We start from the raw sequence: 11,313 nt of genomic DNA, 5'->3' as shown, positions 1-11,313 counted from the left end.
ATCCTCCCTTGCGGTGTCTAGGGGGGTACTCAGTTCGCGTGGTGCCGGGCGACCGGTGCCCACAATCCAGTGAGGTTCTGAAATGCGTGTCATCCCCGTGGACACTTCGGACGCGACGCTCCTCGTCACCAAGCTGCCCGAGGTCAAGGTGAGGGACCGGCAGACCGGAGAAGTCGCCGTGGACCCGGTGACCAATCAGCGGCTCATGACGCTGGAGCTGGTGTTCATCGCGGCCGGCGGCTCGGACATGATCAAAGTCACCGTCCCGGAACAGGGCATCGGTGAGGGCCTGGTGATGGGCGCACCGGTCTTCCTGTCGGGCCTGGTGGCCCGGCCCTGGGAGAGCGAGTTCGGCGGGCGGGCCCGGCACGGCATCGCCTACCGGGCCGACGCTGTCATGGTCAACGCCGCTGCACCGGCTCAGGGCTGACGGTCATGGCTGACATCGTCCGAGTGCTGTTACCGGTACTGCTGGTCCTGGCCGCGCTGCTCGTTCTCCGCCGTCGGCTGCCGGTCCTGTTCTGGTGGCTCATCGGCTATCCGGCCGTCGCGCTGCGGGTGCTCACCTCCTACCGGGCGACCATGGATGCGTGCGGCCTGACGGTTCCCGCCTCGGCCATCCGCCGGGCCACGGCCCGAGTGGTGGGGTGGCAGGCGGCTCCCGTACCGCCTCGTCACTCGCTGCCGTGGCCGACCGGATCCGGTCTCGTGATGCGGCTGCGTCTGGCGGCCGGGCAGGCGCCCGAGGACTTCACCGCCTCGGCCGATCGGTTACGGCACGCCTGGGGCGCTCACGCCGTGCACGTCCGCTCCACCAAGCCGGGACGCCTCGAACTGCGCCTGGTCGGCTGGGACGTACTCGCCGAGGTCCGTCCCGCCCGGCGTCGGCAGACCAACGAACTGCTCTGCCTGCCCCTCGCCCTGCGCGAAGACGGGGCATGGCACGTACGGGACTTCCGCACCGTGCCGCACGAACTCATCCTCGGGGCCACGCAGTCCGGCAAGTCCGTCTACCTGCGCAACCTGCTGTGCGGCCTGGCCCGGCAAGCGGTCGTGCTCGTCGGCATCGATTGCAAATGGGGCGTCGAACTGGCGCCGTTCGCCCCCCGGTTGTCCGCCCTCGCCGACCACCCGGACCGGGCCAACGATCTCCTCGACGCGCTGCTGGAGGAGATGGAGGCTCGGTTCCGCCTGATCGGTCTCTCGGGCGTGGCCGGCCCGGACGCCGTGCTCACCTCGGACGTGTGGGGGCTGCCGGACGACGTACGGCCGGTGCCGGTCGTGGTCGTCGTCGACGAAGTGGCAGAACTCTTCCTCGCCGCGAACAAGGACGACGAGAAGCGGCGGGACGCCATGGTCACCAAGCTCATCCGCCTCGCCCAGCTCGGCCGCGCGGCCGGCATCTACCTGGAGGCCTGCGGCCAGCGCTTCGGCTCCGAACTCGGCAAGGGCGCGACAATGCTTCGCGCTCAGCTGACCGGCCGGGTCTGCCACCGCGTCAACGACGAGTCCTCGGCGAACATGGCGCTGGCCGACGTCTCCCCCGAAGCGGCCCTGGCCGCGACCTCGATCCCGGCCGAGCGGCCCGGCGTCGCCGTCGTCGGTGACTCCTCCGGCGGTTGGTCCCGCGTCCGCTCGCCACACCTCACCCTCGACGACGCGGCAGCCGTCTGCCGTGACACCGCCGCCCTGGTCCCGGAACTGCCCCGGCTCGACTCCTTCCGGCCCGTCGTCACCGAGGCGGCCAAGCTGTCCTCGTCCTCGGCTACTGCCACCGCTGCTCGCCCGGTGACCGAGTAACGCGCTCCCTGCTCCCACGGTCGGCGTGACCGCCTCACGCCACGTCCCTACCCCTCCCATGCCCGAAACCGGAAGGAGTCGAGTCGATGCGTGCTCACCTGGCTCGCGTGGACGCCGTGATCGTTCAGGCCGTTATTGCCGGTGCTCTGTCGTTCTCTCACCTGCATGACTTGGCTGCGGCGGCCGGACAGGACGGCTGGAAGGCATGGGCCTACCCCGTGAGCGTCGACCTGCTCCTGGTCGCCGCCTGGCGCCGGATGCGTCAGTCGCAGCGAGCAGGACAGGCGGCCGGTGGCCCGCGGCTGTGGTTTCTGATCGCCCTGGCCGCGTCTCTCGGCGCCAACGTCGCCACGGCCGGACTCCTCGACCTGGACGACGTACCGGCCTGGCTCCGCGTCACGGTCGCGGGTTGGCCCGCAGTCGCCTTCTTCGGCGGAACCCTCTTGGCCCACGCACCACACACTCAGGAAGGGCCGAGAGGGCCGGCCGCGTCGACCACGGACGCGGAACCGGAGCAGCGCCCCGCCCCACCCGTCGCCATGGAGGTGCCCGACCGGGACTCACGCCCGGCACCGCTCACCACTCCAGAGCCTGCCGCCGAACCGGTTGCCGCTTCGACCCCGGCACCTGCTCCGGCCGTTGCCCTTCCGCCCGCGCTCGTCGACCGCGTCCGGGCACTGGCGGATGAGCACCGCTCGACCACCGGTCGCCCCGCCGATCCTGACGCCGTGCGCGCCCGGCTCGGCCTGCCCCCGTCCATGACCGCATCCGTCGCCGCTCACCTCTGAGAGAGGAGAACCACCATGAACCCGCGCTTCCGCAACGTCCGCCGCATCGGCCCCGTCAACGTCGCCTCGTACATCGACCGCGGCCGTAACCGCCACCTGGCCGCCTGCACCGCGCCCCGCTGCGACTTCTCCGCCGAGTACGACAGCCGCGCCGCCGCCGAACTCGCCGCCCGTACCCACCGCTGCTCGGCCTGATAGGAGACCACCGCCATGGACGTTCCGCTCTGGTTCGCCCTGCTCGTCGTCGGAGTCCTCGGCGTCAAGCTCATCCGCCCGCCCTGGTGGCTCATCGTCGTGCTGCTCCTCGGCGGTTACCTCCTCGCTGACAGCTTGCTGGCCCCCGTCCTCGACACCGCCGTCAAGTAATTGCGAAGGGAGACCCGTTCATGTTCCAGCCGAGAATTCCGACCATGCCCCAGCCGACCGGCCTGGTCACCCCGCCGGCCGTCGTCGAGCCGACCACCATCACTCCGGCTGCCGCGACTCGGCAGCCGACCCCCGTGCCCCCGGCGCCGTCACGCCCGGCCGTCCAGTTGACCCTCGGCACTGCGCTCGCCCTCGTCGGCGGCGGTACCGCCGTGGTCCTGGTCGTCGGCGCCGTCCTGGTCTCCATGCTCCTCGCCGTCGCCATCACGGCCGCGTCCGTGGCCGTGTGCGCCGTCGTCCTCCGCTCCCTTCTCCACCGCCGCTGACCTCATCGCCTTCTGCCCGCCCGGCTTGCCCGCACTGTCTAGCCCCCTCGACAGATCGGGGGGTGCTTATCGCTCCGAACCCCCGACTTCGCTGCCAGGAGGAAACCGCACATGCACTCCACGGCTCCGGCCGGAGCCATCCGCCAGCTTGCGTCCCTCGCCCGACACGGCGACCTCAGCGCCTACGCCCACCAGATCCAGCACCTCGGCGGCTGCGAGCGGCCCGTACGGATGGAGGGCCACCGGCTCGACGTCCACGCCGCCACCGGTGAGATCGTCCGGGAAGTCGTCGACCGTGACCTTCCGGCTGGACAACTCCTCATCCGCTGCAACAACCGCCGCGCCACACGGTGCGCCACCTGCGCCGAGGTGTACCGCAAGGACACGTTCCACCTGGTCACGGCTGGCCTGAGCGGCGGCAAGGGCATCGGGCCGTCGGTCGCCCAGCACCCGCGCGTCTTCGCCACCTTCACCGCCCCGTCCTTCGGCCCCGTCCACAACCGCCCCGGCGGCGGCCGGTGCCGCTGCGGACGCCTCCACCCGGACGACGACCCCTCCCTCGGCACGCCCCTGGACCCGGACCGATACGACTACCGCGCGGCCGTCCTGTGGAACGCACACGCCGGGGCACTGTGGGGCCGCTTCACCACCTACCTGCGCCAGCACCTCGCCTCCCGCGCAGGCATCGGCCGCTCCGCGCTGCGCCACTGCCTCAAGGTCTCCTACGCCAAGGTCGCCGAGTACCAGCGACGCGGCGCCGTCCACTTCCACGCCGTCATCCGCCTCGACGGCCCGGACGGCGCCGAGGACACCCCGCCGGCCTGGGCCACGACCGCACTGCTCACCGACGCGATCCGCTCGGCGGCCCGGACGGCCGAGACACCCGGCCCGATCCTCGACGGCCACGCGTACGCCTTCCGCTTCGGCGAACAACTCGACATCCGCCCTATTCGCTCGGCCGACTTCACTGGCACCTCGGAACTGTCCAGCCGCGCCGTGGCCGCCTACATCGCCAAGTACGCCACCAAGGGCGCCGAAACCGCGGGCACCCTGGACCGCCCCATCAGAAACCCGATCACCGACCTGATCGGCTCCGGCGTCACCGACCACGCCCGGCAGATGATCCTCACCTGCTGGCACCTCGGCGCCCTGCCCGAACTCGAAGACCTGCGCCTGCGCAAGTGGGCCCACATGCTCGGCTTCCGCGGCCACTTCTCCACCAAGTCCCGCGCCTACTCCGTCACCCTCGGCACCCTCCGCCAGGAACGCGCCGACCACAACGAAGCCCTCACCCGCGAACGCGCGGCCGAAGCCGGCCACCCGCTGCCCGACCCGGACACCGTGCTCGTCCTCTCGCACTGGCGCTTCGCCGGGACCGGCCTGACGGCCGCGGAGACCTGGCTTGCCACTACTCGCAACTCTGCTACTTCACCGGAAGGAGAACCCGCACATGGCTGACCGCTACCTGAGCGTGGGGCAGGTGGCCGAACTCCTCGGCACCACGGAACGCTTCCCGCGTCGCCTGATCGCCGAGCGACGCATTGTGTTCGTCAAGGTCGGTCGGCACGTCCGTATCCCGGAAAGCGCACTGAACGCCTTCATCGACGCCCATACGGTGCAGCCGATCGGCTACCGGCGCAGCTCCTTGCGGAGGGCTGCCTGATGGCCAACAAGAAGGGGAGGCGTCGGGACTTCGGTTCGGTCCGGCAGCTTCCGTCCGGCCGGTGGCAGGTCCGCTACCGGGACCCGGAGACGGGGCAACTGCGCCCGGCGGAGAAGACCTACCCGACCAAGACGGACGCCCAAGTCGCGCTGACGCACATCGAGTCGGACATCGCGCGCGGGCAGTGGTCGGACCCGGACGCCGGGGCGGTGAACTTCGAGGAGTACGCCACCGCGTGGCTGCGGGACCGTAAGCTCGCCGACCGCACCCGCGAGCGGAACGAGTCGGTGATGCGGCTGCACATCCTGCCCACCTTCGGGGCCGGAAGCATGGCCGACGTGACGACGGCCCGCGTGCGCAGCTGGCGCGGAAAGCTTCTCGCGGCCGGCGTCGGTGAGCCGTCGGTGGTCAAGGCATACCAGTTGCTGCGTGCGCTGATGAACACGGCCGTGGACGACGAGCTGATTCGGCGCAACCCGTGCCGGATCAAGGGCGCGGACCGTTACGACGTGCCCGAGCGGCCGGTCCTCACGGTGGCGGAGGTCTTCGCTGTCGCCGACTCCATCGCGCCGCGCTACCGGCTGCTCGTGCTCCTGGCGGCCTTCACCACCCTGCGGTTCGGGGAGCTGGCGGCCCTGCGGCGCCGGGATATCGACCTGGAGGGGCTGACCGTCACCGTGCGGCGCGCTCAGGCCGAGCTGCAGGACGGCCGGCTCTTCGACAAGGCGCCGAAATCCGCGGCCGGGGTGCGCTCCGTTTCCTTCCCCGCCGAGCTGCTCGATGCGGTCACGCACCACCTGGAGCACTTCGCCGCTCCCGGCCGCGACGGGCACGTCTTCGTCGGGCCGCAGGGCGGGCAACTGCGGCGGAGCAACTTCCGGGACGACTGGGTCAAGGCCCGGAAGGCTGCGGGCGTCACGGCCGAGCTGCACTTCCACGATCTTCGGCACACGGGCAACACGCTTGCGTCGACGGCCGGGGCCAGTACACGGGAGCTGATGACGCGGATGGGGCACAGCAGCTCCCGGGCCGCGCTGATCTACCAGCACATGACCAGCGACCGTGACCGCGCCATCGCCGATCGACTCGGGGCCATGATCCGCGAAGGTGGGGGAAAGGAAGCTCCCGGCTAACACGTGTTCGAGCGATCCTTGTGTAGTCCTCAGCCCCTGGCACCGGTAGATATCCGGCTGTCAGGGGCTGATCGCGTGGGATAGAAACGGTCGCATGGACGCCGCCGTGCTTGAACAGATGTTGGACGAGATCTTCGACCACGCCGTCGTCCACCACGGATACACCAGCTACATGCGCGACTACGAGGTCATCGTCTACGTGACGGCGGATCCCCGCACCGGTGTCGAGCCGGCGTATCTGCGGTATCTCTTCCGGTACTGCATCGAGGCCCGGTGCGAATCGTCCGTACTGCCGGAGACCTGGAGGGTCTCTTTGGACGACCGCCTCATCGACCATGAGACCGGCGTCGACCTCGACGGATACGTCTGGGGCGTGAAGTGGCACTCCTTGTATCCAGGTGCGAAGGTCCTCCCGCCATCGGAAGCGACCCACCGTTGGGCGCAAGCCGTGGGGATCGACTTCCATGAGGTTCGCATCGAAACCAACGCGCACCGTCTCACGCTGCTCTTCTCGGACTTGCAGGTCAGTGAGGTGGCGGTCGGGTATGCGCCTTTCGTCGCGGAGTAGCGGGCATCCCTTCCCCTTCCGACGAGCTGCCGAACGGGCGTAGTGGCACGCGTGTGGCACGACCCCGGACACCACGAAGGGCCAGCCTGGGAGGAAACCCCTCCCGAGCTGGCCCTTCTCTCTGTGCCCCCGGCAGGATTCGAACCTGCGACACCCGCTTTAGGAGAGCGGTGCTCTATCCCCTGAGCTACGAAGGCGTGGTCGGCGGTCAAGCCGTGAGCGTCCTGGTCGGTGGCCGCGGGCCCGGTCACGGGGGCAGCGGCGTCCGCCGGGGCGCTCGATCCACAGGGTACCGGATCGGAGCCCGGGCGGGTGGGGACGGGGAGGAGAGCCCCCGGGCCGGCCGTCCCTCCCCGACCCGCCCTCGCACCTCAGGGCTTCCGGGCCACCCCTCCGAACATCGCCACCTCCGCCGGGAGGTCCTCGGAGGCATTCTCCGGGCGCCAGTGGTTGCAGGAGACCACCCCGGGCTCCAGCAGCTCCAGTCCGTCGAAGAAGCGGACCACCGCCTCCGGCGTCCGCTGGGTCAGCTTCGGGGTGCCGTTCTCGTTCCAGAAGGCGACCGCCGCGTCCACGTCCGGCATGTCCGGGCGGGTGATCGTGTGGGAGAGGACCAGGTGGCTGCCCGACGGCAGCCGGTCCATCAGGCGGCGGACGACGCCGTACGCCTCCTCGTCGTCCTCGATGAATATGACCACGCCGAGCAGGACGAGGGCGACCGGCTTGCTGAAGTCCAGCGTCTTCGCGGCCTGCTCGAGGATGGCGTCGATGTCGCGCAGGTCCTCGTCGAGGTACGCGGTGCTGCCCTCCGGCGTGCTGGTGAGCAGCGCCTCGGCGTGGGCCAGCACGATGGGGTCGTTGTCGACGTAGACGACGCGGGAGTCGGGGGCGACGCGCTGCGCGACCTCGTGGGTGTTGTCCGCGGTGGGCAGGCCGGTGCCGATGTCCAGGAACTGCCGGATCCCGCACTGACCGGCCAGGTGCCGCACGGCGCGGCCCAGGAACTGCCGGTCGGCGAGGGCGTAGTCGCCGATGCCGGGGTGCAGCTTGCGGATCTGGTCGCCGGCCGCCTGGTCGACCGGATAGTTGTCCTTGCCGCCCAGCCAGTAGTTCCAGATGCGGGCCGTGTGCGGCTGGTCGGTCCTGACGCGCTTGCGTGCCTCGAGCGATGCCGCGGATATCTCCGTCACTACGTCGTCCTCCAGAGCTGGCCGGCAGCTGTCAAGGAGCAACCTAGCGGGGGAAGTTGAGATGAGGATGCATCAAGCGCCTCACGGCGTCGACGCGCGGGTGACCCTGACCCGGTACTCGTCCTCGCCTCCGGCCAGCACCGCCACCCGTATCCCCTCCTCGCGGTCCACGAAGCTCTGGCCCGGGGTGAAGGTCGCGTCCGACAGTTCCGCGTGGACGTTCGGGGCCCGGGTGCAGCCGCCGCTGTCCCGGGTCGCGTCGTGGACGGTGATGGGGCCCATGCCCGTGTCCACGTCCGCGTCGACCCGGTAGACGAGGACGCCCGGCCGGCACACCGCCTCGTCGTTCCCGGCGCGGGTGCGCAGCTCCACCGCGTACCCGGAATGCGCGTCGAGCGGGATGAAGAGCAGCTTGGGCCCGCCCGGGCGGGCCAGCGGGGTCAGGACGTACTCCCGTGAGCCGCGCTGCGCCACGCAGCTCACCTGGGCCGTGTCGAGCCAGCCGAGCTTCCACTTGTGCCAGGCGAGGAAGTCGTTGTTGGCGCCCCAGTCCTCGCTCATGATGTCCCAGTGGCCGACCGCGCCGCCGCCCTCGGCGGTGTAGAGGTCGGGCAGGCCGAAGACGTGGCCGTTCTCGTGCGGGAGCACGCGGTAGCCGGTGCGGTCGTAGGAGCCGGAGCCGTCGTCCTGACGGGAGTAGACGAACGACGCGTTGGAGACGGGCCTGCCGTCCGCGGTGGGGGCCTCGTCGTTGCCGGCGAAGGTGACGGACAGGACGGTGTCCAGGGCGGCCGGTCCCGCGTTGGGGGTGACCAGCACGTTCACCAGGTCGTACGCCCGGAAGTCCACCTCCGCGTCGGCCTCGGAGACGATGTCGCGGACCAGCTCGCGGTAGCCGGGGTCGAAGGGCGCGCCGCGTTCTATGCCGTACTGGTGGAAGGGCTTGGGCATGCGCAGCCACTCGGGGACGGGCAGTTCGGGGCGGTAGTCGAGGCGGCCGTAGGAGCTGGTGGTGAACCATTCGCGGGTCTGCGGGAAGAACTCGCGGTAGCGGTCGAGGGCGTCGCCCTCGCCGGACGCGTCCGGGAAGTCGATCATCAGGGTGAGGGCACGGACGGTGCCGGTGGAGCGGGTGTAGCCGGGGTTCGTCGGGATGCCCTCGGACATCTGCACGTCGCGGTCGCTGCCGATCATGCAGGGCCCGTGGGCGGAGCTGCGGGACAGGGCGCTCGGGCCGGCGCCGGGGGCGGTGGTCGCGGGGGAGAGGCGGCCGCTGCCGGCCGAACTGCAGACCGCGAGGGTGAGGGCGGTGACGGAGCCCAGGGCGGCCAGGCGGCGCGGGGATATCCGGCCTCGGCTCGGACGCGGCTGCATAGGGAAACCTCCGCTCCGCACGGCAGCCACCGTCTCCGACTGCACCCTTTCGATCACCCTGTGTCACGGGCCGGGGGTGCGCTCGCCGGGTGGTCCGATCGTGGGGTGCGCTGGACTTCAGGATGTGCTCTGAGTCACGTACGGGCTTCCCGTGTGCGGGACCGGAGGTCCTCCCGCGGTGTCAGCGGAGCCAGGGCAGGTCCGCGCCGGCTCCGCTCGGCTGAAGTCCTTCGGCGATGATCCCCATGATCTCGCCGAGGGACTTCTGCTGTTCCGGCGTGAGCCGGTCGAACACCGCCTGCCGTACGGCGTTGACGTGGCCGGGGGCGTGGCGGCGCAGTATCTCCATGCCCTCGTCGGTGAGCACGGCGAACTGGCCGCGCTTGTCGGAGGGGCAGTCCTCGCGGCGGACCCAGCCGTTCTTCTCCAGTCGGGCGACCGCGTGCGACAGGCGGGAGCGGGTGATCTTGGCGTCCTTCGCCAGCTCCGTCATGCGCAGCCGCCGGTGGGGCGCCTCGGCCAGCTTGACCAGCAGGCCGTAGTAGACGTGCGGCATGCCCGCGTCCCGCTGGAGCTGACGGTCGAGGTGGTCCTCCAGGAGCGTGGTGGCGTCGACGTACGCGCGCCAGACGCGCTGTTCCTCGTCGGTGAGCCAGCGCGGTTCCCCGGCGGCTGCCGAAGGTGCGGGTGCCGTGTTCATGTACTCCACTGTACGGATGCTCTTCTTGAAGCTTAAACAAATGAGGCGTACGGTCGGTGATAGAAGTTGAGAGTTCAAGTACGTCGCTCGGTGGCCACCGCCCGGTGACCACCGCTCGGTGACCGCCGAGCGGCGGTCACCGAGTGACGGTCACCGGACGACGGTCGCCGGACGCGCCGCAGAAACCGCGAAAACACCACAGCCGCACCGCAGGCACACCACAGCCACACCGCAGCCACACCGCAGAAAGGAGTCGCCGTCATGACCGCCGCCACTCAGGAGCGCATGCCGGCGCTCTACCTCAGCCACGGCGCCCCGCCCCTCGCCGACGACCCCGTCTGGCCCGGCGAGCTGGCCGCCTGGTCCGCGGGCCTGCCCCGCCCCAAGGCGATCCTCGTCGTCTCCGCCCACTGGGAGGAGGCCCCGCTCGCCCTCGGCGCCACCGAGACCGTCCCCCTCGTCTACGACTTCTGGGGCTTCCCCGAGCACTACTACCGGGTCACCTACCCCGCCCCCGGCGCCCCCGAGCTCGCCGAGTCCGTGCGCAAGCTGCTGCGCGCCCCCGGCACCCCCGTCCAGGACGTCCCCGACCGGGGCCTGGACCACGGCGCCTACGTCCCGCTCGTCGAGATGTACCCGGAGGCCGACATCCCCGTCCTCCAGGTGTCCATGCCGACCCTCGACCCCGTGAAGCTGATGGAGATCGGGCGCCGGCTCGCGCCGCTGCGCGACGAGGGCGTGCTGATCGTCGGCTCCGGGTTCTTCACCCACAACCTCGCCGCGCTGCGCCAGGGAGGCATCCCCGCATGGTCGGCCGAGTTCGACGCGTGGGGCAGGGAGGCGCTCCGGGCGCGGGACGTGGACGCGCTGCTGGACTTCCTGCGCAAGTCCCCCGCGGGTCGGCTCGCCCACCCGCGCACCGAGCACTTCGCCCCGCTCTTCGTCACCATGGGCGCCGCCGACGCGACCGGCGAGCTCGGGGAACAGAAGTCCGTGATCGACGGGTTCTGGATGGGGCTGGCCAAGCGGTCGGTGCAGTTCGGCTGAGGCGGAGCGGAGGCCGGCGCAGAGCCGTGATCCCGGGCCGGCCACGGCCGGGCCGGGATCACGGCTTCCTCTCGCGCCGGCCCGGGATCACGGCTTCCTCTCGCGCCGGGCCGGGCGGGCTTCGGGCGGAACGGGCTCGACGTGGCGTACTCCGGGACCCGGAGGGTCTGACCGGCCGTCTCCCGGGGTACGCGACCTGTCCCGGCGGCCGTGGCAACCATCGGGCGGCGGGGGCCGTCTACAGGGAGAGAGAGCAGCCAGGGGCGTCGCTCCGCCGGAGTGAACGGAATGGTGTCGAACGTGACGGCCGTCTCATGTGCGCCGTGGTCGCAGAGGCCGGTGAGAGCCCCGAGGCCGC

Annotated in this window: 14 protein-coding genes and 1 tRNA gene; 11 read left to right on the top strand and 4 right to left on the bottom strand. The window is 70.9% G+C overall.

Annotation, left to right across the window (positions count from 1 at the left end):
- The first annotated feature begins 82 nt into the window (after window positions 1-82).
- The 10 genes from ACWH4W_RS03735 (at window position 83) to ACWH4W_RS03690 (ending at window position 6,644) form a co-directional block, all read left to right on the top strand.
- A complete protein-coding gene (locus ACWH4W_RS03735; RefSeq protein ID WP_370163740.1) occupies window positions 83-430 on the top strand; it encodes an SCO3933 family regulatory protein in 348 nt (115 codons plus the stop codon).
- Window positions 431-435: 5 nt separating this feature from the next.
- A complete protein-coding gene (locus ACWH4W_RS03730; RefSeq protein ID WP_473074414.1) occupies window positions 436-1,800 on the top strand; it encodes an FtsK/SpoIIIE domain-containing protein in 1,365 nt (454 codons plus the stop codon).
- A gap of 86 nt (window positions 1,801-1,886) precedes the next feature.
- Complete coding sequence (locus ACWH4W_RS03725; protein ID WP_380796671.1) at window positions 1,887-2,588, top strand: DUF2637 domain-containing protein; 702 nt, start codon at window positions 1,887-1,889, stop codon at window positions 2,586-2,588.
- A 15-nt stretch (window positions 2,589-2,603) separates the two neighbouring features.
- Window positions 2,604-2,783 carry a mobile element transfer protein gene (locus ACWH4W_RS03720; protein ID WP_037930767.1) on the top strand — a complete coding sequence of 60 codons (180 nt, stop codon included), beginning with the start codon at window positions 2,604-2,606 and terminating at the stop codon, window positions 2,781-2,783.
- A 15-nt stretch (window positions 2,784-2,798) separates the two neighbouring features.
- Window positions 2,799-2,954, top strand: a complete 156-nt coding sequence (locus tag ACWH4W_RS03715) for a hypothetical protein (RefSeq protein WP_380796668.1) — start codon at window positions 2,799-2,801, stop codon at window positions 2,952-2,954.
- 20 nt (window positions 2,955-2,974) lie between these two features.
- Window positions 2,975-3,280 (top strand): SpdD-like protein, encoded by a 306-nt coding sequence (locus ACWH4W_RS03710; RefSeq protein ID WP_380796666.1) that lies wholly within the window; start codon window positions 2,975-2,977, stop codon window positions 3,278-3,280.
- Window positions 3,281-3,391: 111 nt separating this feature from the next.
- Window positions 3,392-4,738 (top strand): replication initiator, encoded by a 1,347-nt coding sequence (locus ACWH4W_RS03705; protein ID WP_380796664.1) that lies wholly within the window; start codon window positions 3,392-3,394, stop codon window positions 4,736-4,738.
- Window positions 4,731-4,943 (top strand): excisionase family DNA-binding protein, encoded by a 213-nt coding sequence (locus ACWH4W_RS03700; RefSeq protein ID WP_380796662.1) that lies wholly within the window; start codon window positions 4,731-4,733, stop codon window positions 4,941-4,943. Before ACWH4W_RS03705 ends, ACWH4W_RS03700 begins: the two co-directional genes overlap by 8 nt.
- Complete coding sequence (locus ACWH4W_RS03695) at window positions 4,943-6,076, top strand: tyrosine-type recombinase/integrase (protein WP_380796660.1); 1,134 nt, start codon at window positions 4,943-4,945, stop codon at window positions 6,074-6,076. The genes ACWH4W_RS03700 and ACWH4W_RS03695 overlap by 1 nt, the downstream gene beginning before the upstream one ends.
- A 94-nt stretch (window positions 6,077-6,170) precedes the next feature.
- Window positions 6,171-6,644: a YxiG-like protein gene (locus ACWH4W_RS03690; protein WP_380796658.1), complete on the top strand. Its 474-nt coding sequence runs from the start codon at window positions 6,171-6,173 to the stop codon at window positions 6,642-6,644.
- Window positions 6,645-6,768: 124 nt separating this feature from the next.
- Here ACWH4W_RS03690 and ACWH4W_RS03685 read toward each other — a convergent pair.
- From ACWH4W_RS03685 to ACWH4W_RS03670, 4 genes are all read right to left on the bottom strand, one after another.
- Window positions 6,769-6,841, bottom strand: a tRNA-Arg gene (locus ACWH4W_RS03685).
- A 174-nt stretch (window positions 6,842-7,015) separates the two neighbouring features.
- Window positions 7,016-7,834: an SAM-dependent methyltransferase gene (locus ACWH4W_RS03680; RefSeq protein ID WP_473074413.1), complete on the bottom strand. Its 819-nt coding sequence runs from the start codon at window positions 7,832-7,834 to the stop codon at window positions 7,016-7,018.
- 81 nt (window positions 7,835-7,915) lie between these two features.
- Entirely contained in the window at window positions 7,916-9,208 is a 1,293-nt protein-coding gene (locus tag ACWH4W_RS03675; protein WP_473074412.1) for a M6 family metalloprotease domain-containing protein, read from the bottom strand.
- Between the two features lie 181 nt (window positions 9,209-9,389).
- Window positions 9,390-9,908, bottom strand: coding sequence for a MarR family winged helix-turn-helix transcriptional regulator (locus ACWH4W_RS03670; RefSeq protein ID WP_473074411.1), 519 nt, complete (start codon window positions 9,906-9,908; stop codon window positions 9,390-9,392).
- Window positions 9,909-10,169: 261 nt separating this feature from the next.
- Between ACWH4W_RS03670 and ACWH4W_RS03665 the strand changes: the two genes are divergently transcribed.
- Window positions 10,170-10,955, top strand: a complete 786-nt coding sequence (locus ACWH4W_RS03665) for a dioxygenase family protein (RefSeq protein ID WP_473074410.1) — start codon at window positions 10,170-10,172, stop codon at window positions 10,953-10,955.
- Window positions 10,956-11,313: the final 358 nt, after the last annotated feature.

The sequence above is a fragment of the Streptomyces sp. DSM 120436 genome (genome assembly GCF_055778765.1).
Note: the sequence above shows the minus strand (reverse complement) of the source record. Positions and strands in the feature narration are given on the sequence as shown.